Origin of the sequence: Streptomyces sp. NBC_01446, assembly GCF_026340095.1 — a bacterium.
Taxonomy (GTDB): Bacteria; Actinomycetota; Actinomycetes; order Streptomycetales; family Streptomycetaceae; genus Streptomyces; species Streptomyces aureus.
Genome location: NZ_JAPEPO010000001.1, coordinates 7,819,504 through 7,845,467, shown reverse-complemented (window position 1 = coordinate 7,845,467; position 25,964 = coordinate 7,819,504). Strand labels below are relative to the sequence as shown.

Here is a 25,964-nt window from a genome sequence, read left to right as displayed (position 1 = left end):
CCCCGGGCACACACTCCCGTTGACAGGCCCGACGTCCCCCATGCGCGGGCCTTTGTGCCCTCCTCACCGGGCACCAAGGCCTCCGACGGGGGCCGCCGCGGTCGACTCCCGCACCACGAGCCGCGGCCGGATCAGGAGCGAACGCCCGGCGCCCGACGTGGACTCGATGTGGGCGCGCAACTGCTGGAAGGTCTCCGCCGCCATCTCCGGGAGCGGCTGGCGGACGGTGGTCAGCGGAGGCTCGAAGAGTTCGGCGAGCAGAATGTCGTCGAACCCGACCACCGAGACCTCGCGGCCCGCGCTCAGCCCCGCGTCGCGCGCACCCCGGCACACGCCGATCGCGCACATGTCGTTGATCGCGACGAACCCGGTCGGCGGCTCCGGCGCGGACAGCAACTCGCGCGCGGCCGAGCGGCCTAGCTCGGCGGACTCCTTGTCGCCGAACTCGCTGGTGGCCGCGCCCGGCCAGACCACCCCCTGGGCGGGGTCGATGCCCGCCTCCTCCAGGGCCGACCGGAAGCCGCGCAGCCGCTCCCGCCGGTTGACGCTGTTGACCGAGCCGGAGACGAACGCGAGTCGCCGGTGACCGAGGTCGAGGAGATGGCGGGTGGCCAGTTCGGCGCCCATCGCGTTGTCGACGCTGATGCTGGCCAGGGACGGCGGGTCACCGGCCTGGGCGGCGCGGTCGAAGGCCACCATTTTGAGCCCTCGCTTCAGCAGGGGCGTCACGTGGTCGAGCGAGGGGAGGGAGGAGCACAGCACCACGCCGCTCACCCCGTCCGCGAGGAGCTCCTCTCCGTACTTGAGCTCCCTGGCCGGGTCGCGCTCGCTGTTGCACAGGAGTACGTGGTAGCCCTCGGCGAGCGCGACGGCCTCCAGTTCACGGGCGAGGGCACCCCAGAACGGGTTCGCGACGGAGGGCACGATGAGGCCGATGACCTGGATGCGACCGGTGCGGAGCATGCGGGCCGCGCGGTTGGGCCGGTAGCTCAGCTGCTCTATGGCCTGCTCGACCCGGGCCAGGGTGGCGGGCTGCATCCGGTCGGTGCGGCCGTTGAGAACGTTGGACACCGTGCTCGCGGACACCCCGGCCGCCTCCGCGACCTGATGGATCGTAACCCCGTTCAATGCCGTGCCACCTCCGGCTAGCTGCGACTTCCCGACTGTCCCGTGCAGTGTTCCACTCTAGTGTACCGATTTACTAGATCTGGTGCGCAGGTTCAGGGGATCGGAGCCTCTCCGTGATCGGCCCAAAAGATTGTTGTGCACGTGCTGTTGACGCCTCTCGTGAGCGACTCCTAGCCTCACTGCATCGATTTACCAGCGTTTCCGGCCGCTTACAGGCCACTCTCCGCTGTATCGATTGACCATCTCCGCCTCACAAGGGGTGTCCCATGGAACTCACGAGACGACTGCTGCTGACCGCACTCGGTGCGGGCACGGCGGCCGCGGTCACGGGCTGCGGCACCGGCTCCTCGGCCGGCGGCTCGGCCGGCGGCCCCGCCGAAGGTGAGATATCGCTGCTCACCCCGATCTACGAAGGCTCCGACGGCAAGGAGCTCCTGGAGCAGGAGATCCTCGGCGGCTTCCGCAAGAAGCACCCGCACGTCAAGGTGAACGTCGACTACACGACGTACACACAGCTCAACGAGAAGATCACCACCGCGCTCGCGGGCGGACTGCTGCCCGACGTGCTGATGATGGGCGTCGGCTGGATCCCGCCGTTCGCCGCGAAGAAGGTGCTCGCCCCGCTGCCCGAGTCGCTCGCGACCCGCCACGACTACGAGCCGCGGGTCCTCGAACCGTCCCGCTACGACGGGAGGCTGTACGCGCTCCCGACCGTGATGGCCACCCGGCTCGTCGCCTACCGCAAGGACCACTTCGCCGCCGCCGGCATCAAGAAGCCACCCCGCGACTGGACCGAACTGCGCGCCATGGCGAAGCAGTTGACCAAGGGCGACCGGCTGGGCTTCGACCCGTTCTCGATCGACCTGCGGCAGTGCTGGGAAACCTTCCTGTACGCCAACGGCGGCTCCCTGTTCAGCGCCGACGGCAAGAAGGTCGCCTTCACCGACGGGCGAGGGGTCGAAGCGCTCCAGTTCTTCAAGGATCTGAGCGCGGACGGCTCGGCCGACTACGCGAAGAAGACGGACGCGGACGCCGGGGCTCCCACCAACCTCCAGACGGGCAAGGCCGCCATGATGATGACCGGCAGCGGCCTGTGGAAGCAGCTCCAGGAACAGACGCCCGAGCTCATCGAGAAGGACCTGATCGGGGCGTTCGTGCTCCGCAACCGCAAGCCCGCGATGCTCACGGGCGGGACGCTCGTCACGCAGTCCGCGCGCAGCCGGCACCCGGCGGCGGCCCGCGCCCTCGTCGAGTACCTCGCCGCGCCCGACTCGATCCTCGCCGCCGCCAAGCAGCGCGCCACCGTGCCCGGTCTGCGCGAACTGCGCTCCACCTCGTACGTCAAGAAGAACAAGCTCGTCGACTTCTCCCTGCAGAACCTCGGCAGCGCCTGCGCCGAAGGCGGCACCCCGGCCTGGATGGAGATCCGCGAGAAGATCAAGCCGACCCTCGAACCCGCCGTCGTGGGCGGCCGGTCCGCGAAGAGCGCGATCGCGGAGCTCGGGCGTCTCGCCGAGGCCGCCATCGCGCGGATGTGAGGGGCTGTCACCGTGGGAGCCCTCTCCGTGATGAAGGCCGGCCCCGCGCGGCCGCCCTCGCCTCCCGAGTCACCGAAACCTTCTCGCAGCAACGCTGTTCGCGGCGGCGCCGGTCCCGGCGCACGCCGCCGCAGGGCCGGTCTGCTGATGGTCGCGCCCGCCCTGCTGCACGCGGCGCTGTGGATCGGCCTGCCGGTCGTCGCCGCCGTCTTCCTCGCGTTCACGTCGTACGACGTCCTGTCCGCACCGAAGTTCGTGGGCCTGGACAACTTCCGCGACCTGCTCGGCGACGCCGTGTTCCGCAAGTCGATCCTGAACACCGTCGTGTACACCTTCTTCACCGTGCCGTTCGGCATGGCGCTCGGGCTGCTGCTCGCGCTCGCCCTGAACGCGGGGCTGCGGGCGCGCGGGATCTTCCGGACCGCGATCTTCCTGCCACAGGTCACCGCGACCGTGGCGATCGCCCTCGTCTGGCTGTGGATCTACAACCCGCGCAACGGCCTGTTCACCACGTTGCTGAGCATCTTCGGCGTAGAGAGCCCGGCCTGGCTCGCGTCCACGTCGTGGGCCATGCCGTCGGTGATCCTCGTGGGGATCTGGCAGGGCATCGGCATGAAGATGCTGATCTATCTGGCCGCGCTGCAGAACCTGCCGAAGGAGCTGTACGAGGCCGCCTCCGTGGACGGCGCCTCGAAGGTGCGCCAGTTCTTCTCCCTCACGCTTCCCCTGCTCAAGCCCGCCACGTTCTTCGTCCTGATCACCTCGATGATCACTGCGTTCCAGTCCTTCGACCAGATCTACATCCTCACCGACGGCGGCCCCGCCAACAGCACCACGATGATGACGTACGAGATCTACAAGTCCGCCTTCCGGGAGTTCCGCGTCGGCTACGCCTGCGCCCAGTCCCTCGTGCTGTTCGTCCTGCTGATGGCGTTCACCCTGGTCAACCGGCGGATGATGGGAGGCACCCGTGGCCATGGCTGAGTCCCGTCCCCGAGTGTCGCCCGGCCGCGTCGCCCTGTACGTGACGCTCGCGCTCACCTCGCTCCTGATGGTCGTGCCGTTCGCGTGGATGGTGCTGACCTCGCTCAAGACACCGGCGGAGATCGCCTCCGAGCACGCCGGACTCCTGCCGTCGCACTGGGAGTTCGGGAACTACATCGACGCCTTCAAGGCCGCTCCGTTCGCGACGTACGCACGCAACAGCTTCGTCATCGCGATCAGCCATACGGTCCTCAACGTGCTCTTCGCCTCGATGGCCGGCTACGCACTGGCGCGGATCAGGTTCCGCGGCAGCGACCTCATCTTCTACTGTTTCATCGCCGCCCTGATGATCCCGACGTACACGAAGGTCCTGCCGGAGTTCCTGATCGTGCGGTTCATGCCGCTCGCCGGCGGCAACGATCTCTTCGGCCAGGGCGGCAGCGGCTGGCTCGACTCGTGGTGGGCACTGATCGTGCCCGGGGCCGTGACACCGTTCGCCGTGTTCCTGTTCCGGCAGTTCTACCTGGACCTGCCCGTGGAGCTGGAGGAGGCGGCGCGGCTCGACGGGCTGGGCGAGTTCCGGATCTACGCCCGGATCATGACCCCGCAGGTCAAGCCCGCCCTCACCACGGTGGCCCTGCTCACCTTCGAGTCGTCCTGGAACAACTTCCTGTGGCCACTGCTGGTGACGCGGACCGACAGCCTGCGCGTCATCCAGGTCGGTCTGTCCGTCTTCAAGACGGAGAACGGCACGCAGTGGCACTTCCTGATGGCGGGAACCACGCTCGCCACGCTGCCGATGGTGATCCTCTTCCTCATCGGCCAGCGCTACTTCGTCCAGGGCTTCGCCACCGCCGGCCTCAAGTGACCCTTCGCCCCCCTCTTCGTCTCTTCCCCCACTTGCTCGTGAAAGGGCTCTGTCTCCATGTCTGTTGATCTCCAAGGTTCCCGTGCGCTCGTGACGGGAGCCGGCCACGGCATCGGCCGTGCCATCGCCGTCGGACTCGCCGCGGCCGGCTGTGACGTCGCCGTTCACTTCCACAGCTCGCCCGAGGAGGCCGAACGGACCGTCGCCGCGATCGGGGCGCTCGGCCGCCGCGCCAAGGCGTTTCGCGCGGACGTCACGGTGACCGCCGACGTGGACCGCCTCGTCACGGAGGCCACCGGGTTCCTCGGCGGTCTCGACGTCCTGGTGTGCAACGCCGGGCATCTCATCGGGCGGGCCACCGTCGCCGAGATGAGCGACGAGCACTTCGAGCGGGTCGTCGACACCAATCTGACGTCCACGTTCCGCACCTGCCGCGCCGCGCTCCCCCACCTCACCGGGTCGGCGGCCGGCCGGATCGTCACCATGTCGTCGCTGGCCGCGCACAACGGCGGCGGGCCCGGCTCCGTGCCGTACGCCGCGGCGAAGGCCGGGATCCGCGGCTTCACCAAGGCCCTGGCCAAGGAGGTCGCGGGGGCGGGCATCACGGTGAACGCGGTCGCGCCCGGCTTCATCAAGGGCACCGCGTTCCATGACACGTTCACGGCGCCCGAGGCCCAGCAGGCGATGGAGGCGGGGATCCCCGTCGGCCGCGCGGGTACACCGGAGGACGTGGCCGCCGCCGTGGTCCATCTCGCCTCCCCGGCCTCCGGTTTCCTGACGGGCACGACCCTCGACATCGACGGTGGCGTATGGCCGCGGTGAAGCGGATCCCCCGCGAGCGCGGCGGCTGGTGGCACGCGTACGTGTGCCCGGCGCACGGCGTCGAGCTCGACCACGGCGACGTCCTCGGCGGCGTGTTCCCCAAGGACGGTGCCCGGTGTCCGCACGGCTGCCGAGTGGACACCCCCGCCGTACGCGGCGCCTGGACCGTCCTCTCCCATCAGGCGTGGGCCCGCCGCCTTCGTGTCCTGGCCGAGCGCGGCGAGGACACGGAGGCGGTGTCCGGACTCGTCGAATACGCATCCCTGTACGCGGAGTTGGCGAGCCGGCACCACGGCGACGCGCAGCCGTGGATGCTGCGCGGCCGACTGTTCCACCAGGCGCTCACCGACGCGATCTGGGCCGTGAACATCGGACACGCGACGTGGACGCTCGGCGCACGCGGCACGGCCGGGCTCGCCGCCGTCCTCCCCCTGCTCGACGAGCTGGAGCGGGCGGCCCTCGACGCCCGGGACGTGCTGGTCGGCCGGGGTGACCTGGCGTCCAACTACACGACGTGGCTGACCGCGGCGGGGATCGCCACCGGGCGGGCCGCGGCGACTGTGCGGGGCGTCCCCTGGGACGGGGCGAAGCAGTGGCTGGAGGGCCCGCACGGCCTGTACGCCCATCTGCGGGCCTGCGTCGCGGACGACGGCTGGGAGTGGGAAGGCAGCACGTACTACCACGGGTTCGTGCTGCGCGCGGCGCTCCTCGCGCTGCGCGGCACCGACCCCTCGGCGCTGCCCGGCGACGTGGCCGCCCGCCTCTGCGGCATGGTCGATGTCCTGGCGGCGATCGCCACGGACGGCGGTGTCCTGCCAGCCCTGCACGACGGCCCGTATCTGCGCGACCCGCTTTCCCTGGAGTGGCTCGAACTGTGCGCATTGGCAGGCCAGTTCGCGCCTACGCCACGCATGGACGCGGTGGCGGCGCGGGCCCGCGCGGATCTCGCGGGCGCGGACGACGGCCTGGACCGGCTACTCGACGGCTGGTTCACGGGCTCCCCGCTTCCGGAGCGCTCCGCACCCGCTCCGGTCACCGTGTTCGGCGACGCGGGCTACGCCGTTGTGCGCGCCGCGGGCGTCCACGCCGTCCTCGACTTCGGACCGCACGGCGGCTCGCACGGCCACCGCGACAAGCTCTCCCTGTACCTGTACGGGGTGGCGGCTCCGTGGCAGCCCGATCCCGGACAAGTCCCCTACGCCCACGAAGAGTTCCGCGACCTGTACGCCTCCACGGCCGCCCATCCCTCCTTCCGCGTGGACGGCGCCGAGCAGGCCGAGTGCGCGGGCGCGCTGCTGAACGCGGACGACACGTCCGCCACGGCCGAGGTGACCACGGCCTACGAAGGGGTCCGCGCGGTCCGGCGGGTCGAGGCGGCCACCTGCCACCTGGTCGACGTACTGACGGTGACGGGAGAGCGGGGCGCACTCGGACGGGTGTCGGCGCAGCTTCGGCCCGGCGTCGCCCTCGACCTCCAGGTGCAGGCGTCCGGTCCGGTGCGCACGACCTGGTACGGAGACGAGTTGCTGCACGGCTGGCACACCGCGTCCACACCCGTCCGGCCCTTCTGCCGGCCGGGTCCGGGTCCCGCCGACGATCCCCAGCAGCAGCGCACCCGGGCCGACTTCACCGCCCGGGACACGACGCGGGTCGTCTTCGCGTCGGTGTACCAGTCGGCGTCCGCCGGGCCCGCCGTGACGGACGTCCGGCTGGCCGAGGAGGGCCTGGTCGTCTCCCTGGCCGACGGCTCCCGCCGCGTGCACCGGACGGAGGCCTGAGATGCTCCTGTCCGCGACGCCGCCTCGGGGGCCCCGTCCGTTCCAGGAGCGGCGGCTCATGGACGAGGCCGTCCGCCACCGCACCCTCGCACCGCCCCGCCGGCACCCCGAGGCATCGATCACCTGGCTCGGCCCGGCCGCGTCGAACCCCGCCCTCGCGTACCGCGTGAGCGGCGACCCGGCGCATCTGGCGGAGGCCGAGCGCTGGATCGGGGCGGCGACGGGTTTCGCCCACTGGGGCAGGGCCCACATGCCCGACCACGACCTGGACGCGGGCTGGCTCCTGCACCATCTCGCCCTGGCCCACCACTGGCTGGGCGACGCCCTGTCCGACGAGACGCGCACGCTCCTGCGGTACAAGCTGATGGTGCAGGGCCGACGCCTGTACGACTTCGCGGTGGCCACGGAGGGCCGCTGGTGGTCCTCCTCTTACTGGCAGAACCACAACTGGATCTGTTACGCGGGTCTGGCCACCGCCGGATACGTCCTCGGCCGCGAGGAGTGGACCGAGCGGGCCAAGGACAACCTGGGCCGCGTCCTCGACCTGCTCCCCGAGGACGGCTCGCACGCCGAGGGCGTCGTGTATTGGCGCTACGGCGTGCCCTGGCTGGCGATCCACCTCGATCTACTCCAGGAGTGCGAGGGTCTCGACTGGTGGGGGCGCGGCGGGTTCATGGAGAACACGTTTCGCTTCCGGCTCCACCAGTCGGCGCCCGGGTTCGCCGAACAGACGGGACACGGCGACTGCCACGACCGGCTCAGCGGGCACAGCGCCGCGCTCTACCACCGTCTCGCGGCCGCCTACGGGATCGGCGAGGCCCAGTGGCTCGCCGGTCTCGTGGGGCGCGAGCTGCTGGGACGCGAGGCGGCCGAAAGCGGGGTGCGGCCGGGAATCCTGCCCGAGGCCTACCTGGAGTACCTCTGGTACGACCCCTTTGTCGGGGCCCGCCCTCCGGCCGCGTCGGACACCCACGCCCACTTCCCCGACCTGGGCCTCGTCACGGCCCGCACGAGCTGGGCCGACGACGCGACGTTCGTGTCGTTCAAGGCCTCGCCCGGCGGTGGCCACAAGGCGTGGGAGACGGCGGCGAAACACCGGGATGAGCTCGGCTGGGACACCCTCAACGCCGCCCATCACCACCCGGATTCGGGCTCGTTCGTCCTGCTGTCGCAGGGCGCGTTCCTCGCGGTCGACGAGGGCTACAGCAACCGCAAGCGGGCCGCCCACCACAATCTCCTGCTCGTCGACGGGCAGGGTTTCGCCGACGAGGACCGCTATCACGTCTACGAGGGCATCCCCCATGAGCGCCGGGCCCGCATGCGCGACGTCCTCGCGGGCGGTGGCTGGGCGCATGGCACGGCGGAGATCGGCGCCATGTACGGCCTTCACCTCGCGGTACACCGCCTCGACCGCACCCTGGTGTGCACACCGTCGGGGCGGCTGGTGCTGCTCGACCTGGCGCAGGCCGAGGAGGGCGCCGCCCGCGAGTGGACGTTCCTGCTCCAGACCGACGAGCCCACGGTCCCCGAAGGTGACGGGTGTACGCGGCTGATCCGGGCGGGCGAGGCGCGCGCGACGGTGACCCGGCTCGCGCCCGACGAAGTCCGCACGGAGTCCGGCGTGACCGAGGTGGCGGCCAACCCCACATCCAGCACACCGGAGTTGACGGTCACCAGGACGCTGCACACGCTGCGGGTGACCACGCCTGCCGCTCGCCGCGCCACGTTCCTCACCGTGATCGAGCCGGGCGCACAGGTCACCGCACGCGCGGTGGAGTGCGCGCACGGGCACGGCGTGACGTTCGGGTCCGAGACCGTGCTGCTCTCGCCCGTGGAGCGGCGCGTCGAGGGGGCGGGTGTGCGGGCCGACGCGGCGGCGGTCCTCATGAGCGAGGGCCGGCCACTGCACGTGGTGGCCGCCCGGCGTGTGGAGGTGGACGGCCGCGTCGTCCTCGACGTTCCCGAACCGTTCACCGGAGGTGTGTGACGTGGCGACCGCTCTCTCACCGGGCCGCTTCGCGGACCGGGGGCTGCTGCGGCGGCTCGAGTTCGTGGCGTACCCGGCGGCCGCCGGGGCGGCGTTCGCGGTACTCGCGCTCGGGGTCGTGACCTGGCTGCCCGCCCTCGCCGCCCTCGCCCGGGCCCTCCAGCGCTGGCGCACGGACGGCGACAGCCGCGTGTTCTCGGGCGTGCTCAGGGCCTTTCCGCACTACTGGCGCTCGCTGTGGCGGCACGGCCTGCTCTCCACAGGCGTCGTCGCACTGCTCGCGGTCAACACCCTTTACCTGCTGGGCAGTTCAAGCCCGTACGCCTTCGTTCTCCTGGCCGCGCAGGCGGGGATCGCGGCGGCCGTGGTGGTGCATCACACCGCGCTCGCGGCCTGCGCGGGCATCGCTCCCAAGGCGTCCGTCGGATCGTGGACGCGCGGCGCGCTCGCTCTCTCCTTCGGCTCGCCCGCCCGCGGCACCGCGCTCCTCGGCGCCGCCGTCTCCGCCGTACTGCTCTCGCTCGTCGTCCCGCTCGGCCCGCTGCTCCTGGGGCCGAGCGTGCCCGTTCTGCTCGCCCTGGCCTTCGCCGATCCGTCCCCGACCGGAAGGAACCCCGCATGAGCCGCATCGTCCGTGCCGCGCTCGTCGCCGCCCTCACGGCGGCCGCCCCGCTCGCGATACCCGCGCACCCCGCCGCAGCGGCGAGCGCGTACTACGTCGGCCCTTCGGGCAGCGACGCCAACGCCGGTACGTCCGCTTCCGCTCCCCTCGCCACGATCCAGCACGCCCTCGACCTGGCCCCGTCCGGCGCGGTCGTCCATCTCGCCGCGGGGACGTACCGGCAGGACGCCGTCACCCGCAGGGCGAACGTCACCCTGACCGGGCCGTCGAACGCGGTCGTCAAGGGCGCGGGCAACGCCCGTGTCATCCAGGTTCAGCACGACGGCACCGTCCTCGACGGCTTCACCGTCGACGGCCTGCACGGCTCGTCGACGTCCCTGGACGGCTACCGGCTCAAGCTCGTCTACGTCATGAGCACCACGCCGGGCAACGGCGTCGGTGGGCTGCGCATCACCGGCATGACGCTCAAGAACGCCGCCGACGAATGTCTGCGCCTGCGCTATCTGGTGACGGGCGCCGAGGTGTCGGGGAACACCGTCACCGACTGCGGCGTCGCCGACTTCCGCTTCGGCGCGGGCGGCAAGAACGGCGAGGGAATCTACCTGGGCACCGCCCCCGAGCAGCAGGGCGACAACGCCGCTCCGGACGCTGCGCCCGACGTGAGCCGCAACAACCGCATCGACCACAACACGATCGCCACGCGCGGCAACGAGTGCGTCGACCTCAAGGAGAACTCGACGAACAACTACGTCGAGTACAACGACTGTTCCCAGCAGCGCGACTCCAGTTCGGCCGGCCTCGACGCCCGGGGAAGCGGGAACATCCTCCGCTACAACACCGTGCACGACAACACGGGCGCCGGGATCCGGCTCGGCGGTGACACCGCGACCGACGGCGTCGACACGAGCGTGTACGGCAACACGATCACGAACAACGCGGGCGGCGGCATCAAGTTCATGCGCACGCCCCAAGGCCCCGTCTGCACCAACAAGATGAGCGGCAACACGGGCGGCGACGCCGTGGGCACCTACGGCAGCGCGTACGACCCGACCGGACCCTGCCCCGCCTGAGCACTCACCGCCTCCTTCTTTCTCCCTCACCTTCTCCCACCCCTTCGCGAGGTCCCCTGATGACTCCGCACGCCTCCAGACGCACCGTCCTGATCGGCGGCGCCGCCCTTGCCCTGACCGGGCTCCCCGTCGCCATGCCGTTCGCACGGGCCTCGGAGAGCCCCGGCGCCGCTTCTCTGCTGGCCCGTTGGCAGGGGCTGCTCACCGGTGGCCCCGGTCTCGACCCGGCCGACCCGCAGATCGCCGCCGCCGTCGCCCGGATCGGCCGCGCCGGCACCTCCGCGGCCCAGGGCCTCGACCCCGGCCGCACCGACGGCCTTTGGCCCGACCTGACCAGCACCTCCGTGTCCAACCACGTCACCACCTCCTTCAAACGGCTGGCCACGCTCGCCACCGCCTTCGCCGTCCCCGGCACCCCGCAGCACGCCGACGCCGCCACCGCCGACCTCCTGCTGCGCGGCGTGGACTGGATGCTCGACCACCGCTACGGGCCCGCTTTCGAGCGGTTCGACAACGACTGGGACTGGGAGATCGGCTGCGCGCTCGCCCTCAACGACGCGGCGGTCCTCCTCCATGACGTCCTGGGCGCGGACCGGCTCGCGCGTGTCACGTCCGCGGTGCGCCACTACACGCCCGACCCCAATCTGTGGCGTGCCGACCGGCAGATCGCCACGGGCGCCAACCGCGTGTGGATCTGCACGGTCGTCGCCGTCAACGCCGTGCTCCGCGACGACGCCGACGCGCTCGCCCGCGTCCGAGACGCGCTGTCGGACGTGGAGGGGGCCGGCGCGAACAGCGTGCTGGCCTTCAACGACGACCAGGCGGGTACGGGAGAGGGCTTCTACTCCGACGGCTCCTTCCTCCAGCACTACAAGCACCCCTACAACGGCGGTTACGGCAAGGAACTCCTCGGCAACCTCTCCCGCCTTCTCCATCTCCTGGCCGCCACACCGTGGGATGTCACCGACCCCGACGTGGCCAACGTGCGGCGCTGGGTGACCGCGGGGTTCGATCCGCTGATGGCGCGCGGTGACATGCTCGCGCCGGTCTGCGGCCGGGAGATCGCGCGCTCCAGCAAGCAGGGACACGTCTCCGCGCAGACGGTCATCGAGGCCGTGCTGCGCCTGCTGCCCGGCGTCCCGGCCGCGGAGACCGACCATTTCACCGCGCTACTGAGGCAGTGGATCACCGAAGACACCTACCGCGACTTCCTCTCCGCCACCGATCTCGCCTCGCTCGTGGCCGCCCGCGAGGTGCTCGGCTCCGGCGTCCCGCCCCGCGGACGACTGGTGACGCACCGTCAGTACCCGCGGATGGACAAGGTGGTGCACCACAGGCCCGCCTTTTCGTTCGGTGTCTCCGCCTACTCGACCCGCATCTACAACTACGAGTCCATACAGAACGAGAACCTGCACGGCTGGCACCTGTCCGACGGCATGACGCTGCTGTACGACGACGACCTCGGCCACTACAGCGAGGACTACTGGCCCACCGTCGACCCGAAGCGCCTGCCCGGCACCACCGTTCTCACCGGGCGCCCGGCCGACGCGGAGGGGCAGCGCACCACCAGCACGGCCGACTGGGCGGGCGGCACGGCACTGCCCGGCACGACGCTCGGCTCGTACGGGATGGACCTGCGGGCCTACGGCAGTTCACTGCGCGCCCTGAAGAGCTGGTTCTGCCTGGACGACGTGATCGTGCACATGGGGTCGGGCGTGAGCGCGGACGCGGGCGACGCGGAGACGATCGTCGAGAACCGCAAACTGCGCGACCCTCAGGCGCAGTTGACGGTCGACGGCGACCGCTTCGACGGATCCGGTGAACTCGCCGACGTCCGCTGGCTGCACCTCGCCGGCACCGGCGGCTACGTCTTCCCCCGCCCCACCCGCGTTCAGGCCCTGCGGGAGCAGCGCACCGCGACCTGGCGGGAGATCAACCTCAAGTACGGCACCGACACTCCGCTGACACGGCCGTATCTGACGCTGTGGCAGGAACACGGGACGGCGCCGGCCGACGCCGGGTACTGCTGGCTCCAGGCGCCGGGCGCTTCCGCCGACCGAACCCGGCGGCTCTCCCTGGCGCCGCCCGTGCGCCCCGTGGCCACGACGGCGTCCGTGCACGCCGTGCGGCGCGGCGCGGACGGGCTGCTCGCCGCGAACTTCTGGGCAGAGAGCCGGGCGGGCGAGCTGTCCGCCGACGGTCCCGCCTCCGTCCTCGTACGGCCCGACGGCAAGACCGTGACCGTGGCGGTCAGCGACCCCACGCAGCTGCGCGACCGCGTCACGCTCGACCTCGCGCTGCGCGGTCTGACCCTCGCCCGCGCCGACACCGGCGTACGGGTCGAGCGCACCACCGCCGGGACACGCGTCACCGTCGACACGGCCGGCGCGCACGGCGCCACCTTCGCCCTCACCCTCGCCAGGAGCTGACCTTGCTGTTCGACATGCCCCTCGACCGGCTGCTGGACTACCGTCCCGAGCCCGAGGAACCCGCCGACTTCGACGCGTTCTGGACCAAGACGCTCGACGAGGCTGCCCGGCATCCCCTGGACGCCCGGTTCGCGGCGCACGACGCGGGCCTCGCCACGGTCGACGTGCACGACGTGACGTTCAACGGCTGGGGCGGCCAGCCCGTCAAGGCCTGGCTGCTGCTGCCGCGCGGTCACGCGGAGCCGCTGCCCGCGATCGTGCAGTACATCGGCTACAACGGCGGGCGCGGCATCCCCTACTCGTGGCTGACCTGGAGCTCGCTCGGCTTCGCCCACCTCGTGATGGACAACCGCGGGCAGGGCGGCGGCGGCAAGAACACCGCCGACACCCCCGACATCGCACCCGAGGGCCACGGCTCCTCGTCGCCCGGCTTCCTCACCCGGGGCATCGAGGACCCGCACCGGCACTACTACCGGCGGCTGATCACCGACGCCGTCCGGGCCGTGGACGCCGCGAAGGCTCACCCGCGCGTCGACTCCTCACGGGTCGCCGTCCTCGGCGGCAGCCAGGGCGGCGGGCTCGCCCTGGCCGTCGCGGGACTGCGTGACGACCTGTCCGCGGCCGTCGCGGACGTGCCGTTCCTGTGCCACTTCCGGCGCGCCTCGCAGATCACGGACAACGGGCCCTACGCGGAGATCGCGCGCTGGCTGTCGGGCCACCGCTTCAGCGTCGAGACCGCGATGGAGACACTGTCGTACGTCGACGGCGTCAACTTCGCGGCGCGCGCCACCTGCCCCGCCTGGTTCTCGGTCGGCCTGATGGACAAGATCTGCCCGTCGTCCACCGTGTTCGCCGCCTACCACCGCTACGCGGGGCCCGCCGAGATCGAGGTGTTCCCGTACAACGGTCACGAGGGAGGAGCCGAGTACGACCTGCCGCGCAAGATCGCCGCGCTGCGCGGCGCCCTGCGCGGCTGATCACCTCAGTGGCCGAGGACCGCCATCGCCGCGTTGTGCCCGGGGATCCCGCTGACCCCGCCGCCGCGCACGGCGCCCGCCCCGCACAGCAGGACGTTGGCGTGCGCGGTCTCGACGCCCCATCGGCCCGTCCCCTCCTGGGAGTACGGGAACGACAGGTCGCGGTGGAAGATGTTGCCGCCGGGCAGGCGCAGGTCCCGCTCCAGGTCGAGCGGGGTCTTCGCCTCGATGCACGGCCGGCCGTCGGCGTCCAGGGCGAGGCAGTCCTCGATCGGCTCGGCGAGCTGCGCGTCGAGCTGGGCGAGGGTGGCCTTCAGGAGCTCGGCGCGGGCGGCGTCGTTGTCGCCCGCGAAGAGCCGGGCGGGAGTGTGCAGGCCGAACAGGGTGAGGGTCTGGTAGCCGCGCGCGACGAGGTCCGGGGCGAGGATGGTCGGGTCGGTCAGCGAGTGACAGTAGATCTCCGACGGGGGCGCCGCGGGCAGTGAACCGGCGGCCGCCTGTCCGTACGCGGTCGCCAACTGCTCGTAGCCCTCGGCGACATGGAACGTGCCGGCGAACGCCTCGCGCGGGTCGACGGACGTGTCCCGCAGCTTCGGCAGCCGGGTCAGGAGCATGTTGACCTTGAGCTGCGCGCCCTCGGCCGGAGCCGGCGGCTCGTCGCCGACGAGTGCGGCGAGGGCCTGCGGGGACGCGTTGACCAGCACGTGCCCGGCGCCCACGCGGCCCGTGCCGCTCTGCGACTCGTACGTCACCTCGGCGTGGCGCCCGTCGGTCTCCACGCGGGTCACCTCGTGCCCGGTGACGAGTTCGGCGCCGGCCGCGCGGGCGGCGTCGGCGAGGGCATCGGTGAGGGCGCCCATGCCGCCGACGGGCACGTCCCAGTCCCCGGTTCCGTTGCCGATCACGTGGTAGAGGAAGCAGCGGTTCTGCTGGAGGGACGCGTCGTGGGCGTCGGCGAACGTGCCGATCAGGGCGTCGGTGAGGACGACGCCGCGCACCAGGTCGTCCGTGAAGCGCTCCTCGACGGCCGTGCCGATCGGCTCCTCGAAGAGCATCCGCCAGGCCGCGTCGTCGTCGACCCGCCGGCGCAGCGCGTCCCGGTCCGGGAGCGGCTCGGTGAGGGTGGGGAAGACCCGCTCGGCGACGCGGCGGGTCGTCTCGTAGAAGTCGGTCCACGCGGCGTACTCGCGCCCGCCGCCCGTGAGCCGCTCGAAGGAGGCGCGGGTGCGCTCCTCACCACCGCCGACGAGCAACCCGGTGGCCCGCCCGTCGCGCTCGGTCGGGGTGTACGAGGACACGGTGCGGCCGCGCACGGCGAAGTCGAGCCCGAGATCGTCGACGATCTTGTGGGGCAGCAGGCTGACCAGGTACGAGTACCGCGACAGTCGCGCGTCGACCCCGGCGAAGGGCCGGGTCGAGACGGCGGCACCGCCGGTGGTGCCGAGCCGCTCGAGAACCAGGACGGAACGTCCGGCCCGGGCGAGGTAGGCGGCGGCGACGAGGCCGTTGTGGCCTCCGCCGACGATGACGACGTCGTAGTGCTCGTGTGCTGGCATCCCTCTTGGTAACACGATCCGATCATGCCGGGCCAGACCTCGGTTCGGGATGGCGGGGCGGACGGCGGGGCGACGAGGATCTCGGGCCACGCGCGCGGGCAGCCGCCCCCGCGCAGCCCTCAGTGTCCGCCGGACGCCCGTTGCTGGCGCAGGGCCGCCACCCGCCGGTACAGCTCGACCGCCTCCGTGCCGCGCCCGAGCTGTTCCAGGCAGTGCGCCTCGTCGTTGCGGCTGGCGAGGGTGTCCGGGTGGTCGGGGCCGAGGACCTGTTCGCGGGCCGCGGCGACCCGCCGGTACTCGGCGAGCGCGTCGGCCCACCGGCCGAGCCAGCCGAGACCGACGGCCACCTCGCGGCGGCTGACCAGCGTGTCGGGATGGTCGGGGCCGAGGACCCGGGCGCGGATCGCGCAGACGTCGCGGGCCTCGGCGAGCGCTTCCTCCCAGCGGCTCATCCGCCCCAGGTTGACGCCGAGGCCGTGGCGGGCGCGCAGGGTCTCTGGGTGGGCCGGGCCGCTCACGCGCGTACGGTCGTCGATGAGGTCGCGGTAGAGGGCCAGGGCCTCGGCGCTGCGACCGAGCCGGCCGAGGCTGATGCCCACCTCGTAGCGCGCGGCGAGCGTGTCCGGATGATCGGGGCCGAGCGCCTGTTCGCGGGCCTGCGCCACCTCGTGGTAGGTGCGCAGGGCCTCCGTCCAGCGTCCCAACTGGCCCAGGGCATAGGCGACTTCGCACCGCGTGACGAGCGTGTCCGGATGACTGGCGCCGAGTACGCGGGCTCGCGCCGACGCGACCTCGCACGCCATACGGTACGAGTCCTCCAGGCGCCCGAGCCGACTGAGGTTGTAGGCGAGGTTGTGGCGGCAGCGCAGGGTGTCCGGATGGTCGGGCCCCATGGCCCGTTCACGCGTGGCGAGCACCGACGTGTACACCTGGTGCGCGTCGAAGTGCCGCCCCAACTGGCCGAGGACGTACGCCATTTCCTGCCGGGCGCCGAGAGTTTCGGGGTGCTCGGGGCCGTGGACACGCTCACAGCCCTCGGTGACGCGGCGGTACTCGCGCAGGGCGTCGGCGGGGCGGCCGGTGCGGCTGAGTGTGAAGGCGACCTCGTAGCGGCTGGCGAGTGTGTCGGGGTGGTCCGGGCCGAGCGCGTGCTCGCGCTCGGCCGCGACGGCGCGGTGCACCTCGCCGGCCTCCTCCCAGCGGCCGAGCCGGCCGAGGCTCAGGCCCGCGTGGTGCCGGGCGGCGAGGTGGGCGACCACCTCCGGTGCGGGCGTGGGGCGTTCCGTGCGCACGGGCTGCTCACCGCGCCGCGGCTCGGGGCGCGCGATCCACTCTCCGGCAAGCCCCGCCCCCGCGTCGGGTGGCGTGCCGCGCAGGAAGGGCGGCCCGGCCGCCTTGTGGCCGGTCGTCATGCCGCGCGTCCAGGACGGCAGGCGCGGCTCACGGGACACCGGCTGCTGCGGCTCAACCACAGTGTGGCGTACGGGGGTTGTCGTCCCCGCCGGCACGTATCCGGACGGGAAACGGCCGTCATCGATCCGGCGGGCCAGTTCACGGGCGTCCCGCGGCCGCTCGTCCGGGTCCTTCGCGAGCAGGTCGAGGATGATCCGGTCCAGGAAGCCGGGGAGCTCGGCCCGGTGCGTGCGCGGTGGTTCGGGCACGGTGTCGCGGTGCCCGACGAGGACGGCCCAGGGATCCTCCAGGTCGAACGGTGGCGCTCCGGTCGCGATCTCGTAGAGCACGCAGCCGAACGAGTACAGGTCGCTGCGCCGGTCGACGTGGTCGCCGCCGATCTGCTCGGGGGACATGTAGTGCGGGGTGCCCATCGCGATGCCGGTGCCGGTGAGGCGAGCGGTGAAGCCGATGTCGTGGCCGAGGCGCGCGATGCCGAAGTCGCAGATCTTCACCGTGCCGTCGGTGAGTCGCATGATGTTCGCGGGCTTCAAGTCGCGGTGGACGATGCCCTGTTCATGCGTGTAGGCGAGCGCGGCCGAGACCTGGCCGGCGATCTCGACGATGTCCGCGACGGGTAGCGGGTGCTGCTTGTTGTCCTCCAGGAGCTGGCTGAGGTTCTTGCCCTCCAGGAGCTCCATCACGAGGTACAGCCCGCCGTCGTGCTCACCGAAGTCGTGGACGACGGTCACCCCGCGGTGCTGAAGGCCGGCCGCCACGCGGGCCTCCCTGCGGAAGCGCTCCCGCAGGACACGGGTGAAGGACTGGTCGTGCTGCGGCCCCATCGGTTTGAGGCACTTGACCGCGACTCTGCGTCCGAGCGACTCGTCCCTGGCGCGCCACACTTCGCCCATACCGCCCCGCCCGATGAGATCGAGCAGCCGGTACCGGCCCTGGATCAGCCTGGTCTCCCCCGACTCCGGCATCTCGCGCTGTCGCCCCCGTCGCCTCGCTGCGCCCTCCCCGGCCTGTCCAGTATGGCCGTCCGACTCCCGATTTTGTACGGTGCCGGACGGCTGCCGGGGCCGAGTCGTGACATGGCGCGCAGGATGTGTTTCGGCGGGAGTTGCCAGCGCACACGTGCGGGAACGCAGCGCAGGACGGTGCCGGTGAACCGCAGCCCTCGGGTCACGGCGGCCGGTGTCGGGGCCGGCCTGCCGTACAGCTCGTGGGCGTACGGCGGCAGAGAGGCGTACGCGAGCTGCGACACGCGCATCCAGAGTGTCGCGCGCGCCGGGATCAGCAGCGGGTGGACGGGTGGCCTGCGCAGGAAGTCGTCGACGTCCCTGGCCTCCGGACCGGCGGCGAGCAGGGGCCTCATCCTCTCGAAGTACGCGGCGAGTCGGGCCTGGTCGCCGGGCACGTCGGCGGGGTCGAGGCCGACCAGCCGGGCGCTCGTGCGGTGTTCGGCGATGTACTGGTCGGCCTGCGCGTCCGTGAGCCGGAACCCGGAGCGGCGCGCGACGTGGAGGTAGGAGTCGATCTCGGCGCAGTGCACCCACAGGAGCAGTTCCGGCTCGTCGACCCCGTACCGCTCACCGGTGTCGGGGTCGGTGACCTTGAGATGACGGTGGATCTTCCGCACCCGGGCACCGGCACGCTCGGCGGCCTCAGTGGTCCCGTACGTGGTCGTACCGACGAAACCGGCCGTCCGCATCAGCCTCCCCCAGGCGTCCTTGCGGAAGTCCGAGTTCTGCATGACGCCGCGCACGGCCCGCGGAAGGAGCGCCTGAAAGTAGAGCGCACGCACACCGGCAACCCACATCATGGGATCCGCGTGCACCTGCCAGGTCACCGATCCGGGCCCGAAAAGCCCGGGATCGCCCGGCCACTCTTCCGTCCCTGTGCCCACCACGTCGCCGCCTCTCCCTCGCATCAGCGGTCCCGGCGCGATCAAGGATCTCCACTTGACGCGTCAGCACCACGCTACCGGTGAGTTGACGCGCTCGCCCCGGGGGTTCAGGCCTTGGCTGCCGCCTTCTCGGACCGCGTCCGCTCCTCCGCGTCCGCGTCGAAGCCGATCGGCTCCCAGCGCTTCGAAAGCAGAGCGATCAGACCGAGGACGGGGGCGGCGAGGATGACCCAGTAGACGTGGGTGCCGAGACCGGTGCTGAGGATGGGGAAGAAGAACAGGGTCAGCGTCGAACCGAGGCGCAGCACGGCCTGGTTGAAGCCGATGCTGACGCCGCGCATCGACGTCGGAAAGCCCAGCGAGGCGTAGCTCATGATGTGCGCGCCGGGGCCGAAGCCCTGGGCGAACATGAACGCGCCGAGCATCAGGATGCCCGCCGTCACGACGGCCGTCCCGGACGGATCCCCGATGAGGGCGAGCACCGTGATGGCGACGAGCTGGATCGCGAATCCCAGGGTCATCATCGGCCAGGCGCCTCGGGTCGACGCCCAGCGGATGCCGAGCAGCCCACCGGTCAGGGCGAAGACGAGGTTCAGGGCGAAGGAGGACGCGATCGTGGTGAGCGGGCCCTGCGTCATCAGCGTGGCGATGATGATCGGCAGCCCGAACGCGACCGCGTTGTAGCCGAAGGTCTCCGCCAGACCGACCGCCACCGACTGGATGGTGCGCGTGCGGTACGGAGGGGTGAAGAGCCGTGCGTACGCGCCCAGGCCGGTCCGGGGCGGACGGGACGCCGCCTTGGGCGCGTCGTCGGCGACGCGCGCGTCCACGCCGTACGACTGGCGCAGGATCTTCGCCGCGCCTTCCAGGTCGCCCTGGTCGGCGGCCCACGTCGGGGACTCGTTCATGTACCGCCGGCGCAGCAGCAGTACCAGCAGCGCGGGCACCGCGCCGAAGCCGACGGTGAACCGCCACAGCCAGCCCAACTGGGCGTCCGGCAGGAGGAAGTACAGCAGCATGATCACGAGGTAGCAGCCGCTGGTCGCGGTGTACCAGGCGGGTGACCAGGCGGCCGTGCGGGAGCCCTTGCTGCCCTTGCCGTGCAGCCGGGAGAACTCGGCGAGGAACGCGATCGCGACGGGGATGTCCATGCCGACGCCGATGCCCATCACGAAGCGTGCGGCGATCAGCGTCCACACGTCCTGCGCGAGAGCGCACACCAGCGCGGTGGCGACGAAGAAGAGCATGTTCGCCATGAAGACGCGGTAGCGGCCGATGCGGTCCACCAGCCAGCCGCCGACGAGAGCGCCGAGGAGCGAACCGACGCTGATCGAGGCGGTGACCGTGCCGGCCATAGTGGAGCTGAGGCCGAACTGCTTCGTGATGTCGGGCAGCCCGTAGGCCAGGGAACTCAGGTCGTAGGCGTCGAGGAAGATGCCGCCGAGCGCGATGATCACGATCATCTTGGCGTGGCGGCCGCGCGCCGCACCCGAGTTGACCAGATCGGAGACGTCGGCCGCGGAGCGGATCAGCACCGTGCCCGACGGCGTCACCGGAGATGTGCTGGTGGACAGGGGGGAGGTGGAGCTCACGAGCGCCTTCCGGTGTGGTGCGGGGACGTACCGTCGGATCGTATGCACCGTCCGGAATTCGCCCGTGCGCACGTCCACATCCTGGTCATCCTGGTGGACTCCGTCGCGTCGCATGATCCAAGCTGTGGACGTGGTCCCGACCGGCCGCGGGCGCAGGCGACATCCTGCGTTCGCCGTCCATTGGGGCGGAGCTGGGTGCGGTGATCCGCAAAGCGTTCTACCTTCGACCGAATGAGAGCGGCGGAAATCGATACACGGGTCTGGGCACAACGCGGCATGTGGGGTTCCGTGCTGCTCTCATCAGGCGCCTGGGGCGCCGGCGCTCTGCCGCGGGGCGTACCGGACGGGATCTGGGGAGCCCCGGGGCCCGCGCTCGCGGTGATCGGCGCGACAGCGGCGTATGCGGGACTCGGTCTGCTGCTGTGGTCCTGGTGGAAGTTGGGCACGCTGCTGCGGGCCGGTGCGGTGATGAGCAAACGGTGGCAGTGGCTCACGCTGGGCGGCTGGGCGCTGCCTCTGCTTCCGGCGCCGTCGCTGTTCAGCATGGACATCTACAGCTACGTGGCCCAGGGCGCACTGGCCGGGCGCTCCTGGAACGTCTACGACATGGGCCCCTCCGCACTCGGCGGGCCGCTCGCCGCGAACGTCCCGGAGGTGTGGCAGGACGCCCCGGCTCCGTACGGACCCCTGTCCGTTCTGGTGAGCCGGGCCGTGGTCTTCGTGACCGGCGAACACCATGTGGTCGCCGCCGTCGTACTCCATCGGGTGGCCGCGCTCGCCGGGCTCGCCCTGCTGGCCTGGTCGGTTCAGTGGCTCGCGACGCGGGCGGGCGGCGACGGCTCAGGGGCCTGGTGGGCGGCGCCGCTGAATCCGCTGGTGCTGGCCCATCTGGTGGGCGGGGCGCACAACGAGGCGCTGATGCTCGGCTTGATGATGGCCGGTCTTGTGGCGTGCCGGTCCGGACGATGGGTGCTGGGCGTTGTCGTGCTGACGTGCGCCGCGTTGGTGAAGGCCCCGGCCGCGGTGGCCCTGGGGTGCGCCGCCCTGGTGGCGGTAGCCGGACAGACGGGCTGGTGGCGACGTCTGGGCCGCGCGGCGGGGATCCTCCTCGCGGCCGTCGGGACGCTGGTGCTGACGGTGGCGCTCTGCGGGCTGGGCTGGGGTTGGCTCGACACGATCCGCACACCGACCCACTCGTACACGCCGATGTCGGTGACCACGGACGTCGGCCGGTTGCTGAGGTGGATCGGGACCGAGGCCGGCTGGGTCACCACACCGGACCCGGTGACGGTGATGCGTACGCTCGGGACCTTGGCAGGGCTCTGCGGGGCCTTGTACTTCCTGGCGCGCGCTCCTCGCCTCGGTGCCGAACGCGCTGCGGCCCTGGGACTGTTGGCCTTGGTGGTGTGCGCTCCCGCCGTGCAGGGCTGGTATCTGCTGTGGGGGGCGGTGCCCCTGGCCACGGTCGCTTGGGGCGCGCTGGCGGACACCCGGATCAAGACAGCGGTCGTCGTTCTGGTTCTCATGGTGATGCCGTCGGGCCGGGGGCCCACCGTCACGGATGTGGTCGGTGTTGTCCTAGGGGGCTTGGCGATCCTGCTGTGGGTGGCGTGGACGTCTCAGCGAGCCCGCGACGCAGGGCTTCAGCCTTCCCCTCGGCCCAGTTACGGAGAGGTGCCCTTGCGGTTTCCCTGACGCTCAGTCATGGACTCCGTACCCTGGTGGAGCCCCGATGACCGCACCACTGAGGAGGCCGCCCCCATGGAACCCGTCACGCTGATCACCGGTGGCTCGACCGGAATCGGCGCCGCCACCGCCCGCGCCCTGCTCAAGCAGGGCCACCGCGTGGCCGTCACCGGACGTGACGCGGAGAAGCTGGCCGCCTTCGCCACTACGGCCGGAGCGGGCGAGCGGCTGCTGACGATCACCGGCGACACCAGCGACGAGCACGATGTCGCGTCCGCCGTGCGCCACGTGGTGGACGCGTGGGGCCGGCTGGACAACGTCATCGCCAACGCCGGTTTCTCGCTGCCGGGCAACCTGGAGAGCCACGCCCCCGAGGACATGCGCGCCATGGTCCTCACCAACGTCCTGGGCCCGGCCCTGCTGGTGCGGGAGACGCTGCCGCACCTCAGGGAGTCCAAGGGCCGGATCGTGATCATCGGTTCGGTCGCCGGGGTGCGCAACACGCCCGGAAACCTGTACTCGGTCACCAAGTGGGCCGCGCACGCGCTGGCCGAGAACACCCGACTGCTGGTCGGCAAGGACGGGGTCGGCGTGACCGTCGTCGCCCCCGGGGTGGTGGACACGCCGTTCTGGGACAAGCGCGGCGGTACCCCCGAAGCGGCGCCGGTGATGACCGCCGAGCACATCGCGGACACGATCGTCTTCGTCGTCAACCAGCCCGCGGGCGTGGACATCAACCACATCACGATGCGGCCGGCCGGGCAGGTGGGCTGACGCCGGGCTCCCAACGCCCTTACGGGAAGGCGCCTTGGCCCCCGCCACGTCCCACGCGGTGGGGGCCGGACCCCGTACGTGTCACAGCCGATACCCGGGTCGGTCGAGGGGCATCAGCGGCGGACGCGGCACCTGTGACCAGGATCGGTAGTTGACACTAGGCCACGTTCGCAACCTGCGCTGATGCCAACTGGCTTCAGCAATCGGAGTGAAGATCCCCGTGATCGTGGACACCGGTTGTCATGCGGCGGTGGCCAGCGTAGTTGATCGCTGTTCGTAGGTGATCGGGCTGATCTGGCCGAGGCGGGAGTGCCGTCGGCGGGTGTTGTAGCGGGTCGCCCAGCGGAAGACTGCGAGACGGGCCTCGCTGGCCCGGTTCCACCGCTTGCGGCCCTGGAGCGTCTCGCGCTTCATGGTCGCGTTCAGACTCTCCGCGGCGGCGTTGTCCGGTCGGAATGCCGGCGCTGGCGTCGCCGGACTCGGCGGGGATCCGCCGCTTGTGGACGAGTGAAGCAGCAGCGTTGCGCCGTCATAACGGTCGCCAGGGACGTCGACGTGTTGCGCGGGTGCCCGTCAGTACTTTCGCCGCCTGACGCGCGCCTGCGGAAGCGCGAGCTCCCGGCCGGAAAACAACTCCCTGAAGCCCCCCATCACGCTGAAGCCCCCGACGCGATGCCTGCGCGACTCCCCTATCTGTCCGGTCATCCGAGCGATTGGTCATCAGGCTCTCCGCCGGATCTCCGAGAGCCCCGACACGACGGTCATGCCCTCAGCTCAGGCTTCCTCAGGAGGAAGCCATGGCAGAAACCTGTAAAGCTGGTGCAGCGATGAAAGCCGTCAAAACGGCGGTGTGCGGCGACGCCACGTGCCTGGTCAGTCACCTGCCCAGGCACATCGGCACCTCGTCGGAGGGCAGACCACCGCTTGTCCGGCTGCTCGAGGCCGCCGCCGGGCCGCTCTGATGCCCCTGCGATCGGGAAGGACCACAGTAGAGGCAGGATCAAAAGGGAGGCTGCTGCGATGTCCGGAGCAGAGACACAGCACACGTCAGCCCCGTACCTGCCGATCGCTGAGCACGGCTTGATCGGGGATCTGCGCACAGCGGCCCTGGTGGGTACCAACGGGACCATCGACTGGTACTGCTGCCCCTCCTTCGACTCCCCGAGCGTGTTCGCGGCCATCCTGGACGCCACCCGGGGCGGGGCGTTCGAGTTGTCCCCCGCCGTGCCGGCCGCCACCAAACAGTTCTACTTCCCGGACACCAATGTGCTGATCACCCGGTTCTTCACCGAGGACGGACTGGGAGAGATCCAGGACTTCATGCCTGTGGAGGACGTCGGCGAAGCCGACCGCCACAGGCTGATCCGGCGGGTGGTGTGCGTCCGCGGAACGATCCCGTTCCGGGCCCGGGTGGCCCCCCGGTTCGGCTACGGCGCCCACTCGCACACCGTGCGCATGCTGGATCATGCTGCCCTGTTCGCCTCCGATGCACTGTCACTGACACTGACCGCCACGGTGCCCATGAAGTGCGATGAGAAGGACGTGTGGACGGAGTTCGAACTCTCTCAGGGGCAGATCGCGGTCTTCGCCCTCGACCGGGTCAGCGGCGAGACTCCACCGCGCATCTGCCCGCTCGCTGAGGCCGACCGGGCGTTCACCTCCACGGTCGCCTTCTGGCGGCGCTGGCTGCAGCAGTCCTGCTACCGCGGCCGATGGCGGGAGATGGTGCACCGCTCCGCCCTCACCCTCAAACTGCTCACCTACGTGCCCACGGGCGCGATCGTGGCAGCCCCCACCACCAGCCTGCCCGAGCAGATCGGCGGCGGCCGCAACTGGGACTACCGCTACGCGTGGGTGCGCGACTCCGCATTCGCCCTCTACGCGCTGCTCAGGCTCGGCTTCTACCACGAGGCCGAGGCGTTCATGGACTTCCTCACTGAGCACATCGACCAGCGTGAGAACGGAGCGTCCGGGCCACTGCAGATCATGTACGGCATCGATGGTCGCTCCGAGCTGCCCGAATGCGAGCTGCCCCACCTGGAGGGCTACCGGGGCTCGGCGCCCGTGCGGATCGGCAACGACGCCGCCACCCAACTGCAGCTCGACATCTACGGCGCCCTGATCGACTCCGTGTACCTCTACGACATGTGGTCTCAGCCCCTGACGAGCGGCCACTGGCGCGGGGTGTGCGTCCTGGTGGACTGGGTCTGCGAGCACTGGGACCAGCCGGACGAGGGCGTGTGGGAGACCCGCGGCGGGCGCAAGAAGTTCCTCTACTCCCGGCTCATGTGCTGGGTGGCCATCGACCGCGCCATCCGCATCGCCGTGCACCGCGGCCTTCCCGCCAATCTCGCCCGCTGGGGTCCGGTGCGGGACACGATCTATAGGCGGATCATGGACAAGGGCTGGTCGCCCGCCCGCCAGGCCTTCGTCCAATACGAGGGCGGCGACGTGCTGGACGCGGCGGTGTTGATGATGCCGCTGACCAGGTTCATCGCACCCCGCGACCCGGTGTGGCTGTCGACCCTCGATGCCCTCGGCAACGAACTGGTCTCCGACTCCCTGATCTGGCGCTACGACCCAGCTGCCAGCCCGGACGGCCTCGAAGGCGACGAGGGCACCTTCTCCATCTGCTCCTTCTGGTACGTCGAGGCGCTCACCCGCGCCGGACGCCTGGACGAAGCCCGCCTGGCCTTCGAGAAGATGCTCACCTACGCCAACCACCTCGGCCTCTACGCCGAGGAAATCAGCCACACCGGCGAGCAACTGGGCAATTTTCCGCAGGCATTCACCCACCTCGCCCTCATCAGCGCTGCCTTCAACCTCGACCGCGCCCTGGGCTGACCGCT

General features: G+C 71.1%; 19 protein-coding genes and 1 pseudogene. 14 read left to right on the top strand and 6 right to left on the bottom strand.

The window, feature by feature from the left end; translation table 11 throughout:
* Positions 1 to 63 precede the first annotated feature (63 nt).
* Positions 64 to 1,128, bottom strand: coding sequence for a LacI family DNA-binding transcriptional regulator (locus OG456_RS35445; RefSeq protein WP_266568266.1), 1,065 nt, complete (start codon positions 1,126 to 1,128; stop codon positions 64 to 66).
* A 266-nt stretch (positions 1,129 to 1,394) separates the two neighbouring features.
* Here OG456_RS35445 and OG456_RS35440 point away from each other — a divergent pair, with 266 nt between their 5' ends.
* The 10 genes from OG456_RS35440 (at position 1,395) to OG456_RS35395 (ending at position 14,203) form a co-directional block, all read left to right on the top strand.
* The gene (locus OG456_RS35440; RefSeq protein WP_266568264.1) at positions 1,395 to 2,666 is read left to right on the top strand and encodes an ABC transporter substrate-binding protein; all 1,272 of its coding nucleotides are present in this window, start codon (positions 1,395 to 1,397) and stop codon (positions 2,664 to 2,666) included.
* Between the two features lie 12 nt (positions 2,667 to 2,678).
* Positions 2,679 to 3,650: a carbohydrate ABC transporter permease gene (locus OG456_RS35435; protein WP_266568262.1), complete on the top strand. Its 972-nt coding sequence runs from the start codon at positions 2,679 to 2,681 to the stop codon at positions 3,648 to 3,650.
* Positions 3,643 to 4,518: a carbohydrate ABC transporter permease gene (locus tag OG456_RS35430; protein WP_266568260.1), complete on the top strand. Its 876-nt coding sequence runs from the start codon at positions 3,643 to 3,645 to the stop codon at positions 4,516 to 4,518. Before OG456_RS35435 ends, OG456_RS35430 begins: the two co-directional genes overlap by 8 nt.
* Positions 4,519 to 4,608: 90 nt before the next feature.
* Positions 4,609 to 5,340 carry an SDR family NAD(P)-dependent oxidoreductase gene (locus OG456_RS35425; protein WP_266568258.1) on the top strand — a complete coding sequence of 244 codons (732 nt, stop codon included), beginning with the start codon at positions 4,609 to 4,611 and terminating at the stop codon, positions 5,338 to 5,340.
* A complete protein-coding gene (locus OG456_RS35420; protein WP_266568256.1) occupies positions 5,328 to 7,118 on the top strand; it encodes a heparinase II/III family protein in 1,791 nt (596 codons plus the stop codon). Before OG456_RS35425 ends, OG456_RS35420 begins: the two co-directional genes overlap by 13 nt.
* Before the next feature lie 58 nt (positions 7,119 to 7,176).
* Positions 7,177 to 9,105: a DUF4962 domain-containing protein gene (locus OG456_RS35415; protein WP_266568254.1), complete on the top strand. Its 1,929-nt coding sequence runs from the start codon at positions 7,177 to 7,179 to the stop codon at positions 9,103 to 9,105.
* 1 nt (position 9,106) lies between these two features.
* Positions 9,107 to 9,727 (top strand): DUF624 domain-containing protein, encoded by a 621-nt coding sequence (locus OG456_RS35410; RefSeq protein WP_266568252.1) that lies wholly within the window; start codon positions 9,107 to 9,109, stop codon positions 9,725 to 9,727.
* A complete protein-coding gene (locus OG456_RS35405; RefSeq protein WP_266568250.1) occupies positions 9,724 to 10,797 on the top strand; it encodes a right-handed parallel beta-helix repeat-containing protein in 1,074 nt (357 codons plus the stop codon). The genes OG456_RS35410 and OG456_RS35405 overlap by 4 nt, the downstream gene beginning before the upstream one ends.
* Before the next feature lie 59 nt (positions 10,798 to 10,856).
* The gene (locus tag OG456_RS35400; protein ID WP_266568248.1) at positions 10,857 to 13,226 is read left to right on the top strand and encodes a polysaccharide lyase 8 family protein; all 2,370 of its coding nucleotides are present in this window, start codon (positions 10,857 to 10,859) and stop codon (positions 13,224 to 13,226) included.
* A gap of 2 nt (positions 13,227 to 13,228) precedes the next feature.
* Positions 13,229 to 14,203, top strand: coding sequence for an acetylxylan esterase (locus OG456_RS35395; RefSeq protein WP_323136379.1), 975 nt, complete (start codon positions 13,229 to 13,231; stop codon positions 14,201 to 14,203).
* Positions 14,204 to 14,208: 5 nt separating this feature from the next.
* On the opposite strand, the gene OG456_RS35390 is transcribed toward OG456_RS35395, so the two are convergent.
* From OG456_RS35390 to OG456_RS35375, 4 genes are all read right to left on the bottom strand, one after another.
* Positions 14,209 to 15,759 (bottom strand): NAD(P)/FAD-dependent oxidoreductase, encoded by a 1,551-nt coding sequence (locus OG456_RS35390; protein WP_266568246.1) that lies wholly within the window; start codon positions 15,757 to 15,759, stop codon positions 14,209 to 14,211.
* A 119-nt stretch (positions 15,760 to 15,878) separates the two neighbouring features.
* Positions 15,879 to 18,137 carry a serine/threonine-protein kinase gene (locus tag OG456_RS35385; protein ID WP_266568244.1) on the bottom strand — a complete coding sequence of 753 codons (2,259 nt, stop codon included), beginning with the start codon at positions 18,135 to 18,137 and terminating at the stop codon, positions 15,879 to 15,881.
* Positions 18,110 to 19,087 (bottom strand): oxygenase MpaB family protein, encoded by a 978-nt coding sequence (locus OG456_RS35380; protein ID WP_266568242.1) that lies wholly within the window; start codon positions 19,085 to 19,087, stop codon positions 18,110 to 18,112. Before OG456_RS35380 ends, OG456_RS35385 begins: the two co-directional genes overlap by 28 nt.
* Positions 19,088 to 19,170: 83 nt before the next feature.
* Positions 19,171 to 20,655 (bottom strand): MFS transporter, encoded by a 1,485-nt coding sequence (locus tag OG456_RS35375; protein WP_266568240.1) that lies wholly within the window; start codon positions 20,653 to 20,655, stop codon positions 19,171 to 19,173.
* Between the two features lie 231 nt (positions 20,656 to 20,886).
* On the opposite strand from OG456_RS35375, the gene mptB reads away from it, so the two are divergent.
* On the top strand, positions 20,887 to 22,350 hold the full coding sequence (gene mptB / locus OG456_RS35370) for a polyprenol phosphomannose-dependent alpha 1,6 mannosyltransferase MptB (RefSeq protein ID WP_323136378.1): 1,464 nt from the start codon (positions 20,887 to 20,889) through the stop codon (positions 22,348 to 22,350).
* A 66-nt stretch (positions 22,351 to 22,416) separates the two neighbouring features.
* On the top strand, positions 22,417 to 23,115 hold the full coding sequence (locus OG456_RS35365; protein WP_266568238.1) for an SDR family oxidoreductase: 699 nt from the start codon (positions 22,417 to 22,419) through the stop codon (positions 23,113 to 23,115).
* 240 nt (positions 23,116 to 23,355) lie between these two features.
* Here OG456_RS35365 and OG456_RS35360 read toward each other — a convergent pair.
* Positions 23,356 to 23,562: pseudogene (locus OG456_RS35360) on the bottom strand (integrase core domain-containing protein); the annotation flags it as partial.
* A gap of 380 nt (positions 23,563 to 23,942) precedes the next feature.
* Between OG456_RS35360 and OG456_RS35355 the strand changes: the two are divergent.
* Positions 23,943 to 24,077, top strand: coding sequence for a hypothetical protein (locus tag OG456_RS35355; RefSeq protein ID WP_266568236.1), 135 nt, complete (start codon positions 23,943 to 23,945; stop codon positions 24,075 to 24,077).
* Between the two features lie 58 nt (positions 24,078 to 24,135).
* Positions 24,136 to 25,959, top strand: a complete 1,824-nt coding sequence (locus tag OG456_RS35350; protein ID WP_266568234.1) for a glycoside hydrolase family 15 protein — start codon at positions 24,136 to 24,138, stop codon at positions 25,957 to 25,959.
* The last annotated feature ends 5 nt before the right edge of the window (positions 25,960 to 25,964 follow it).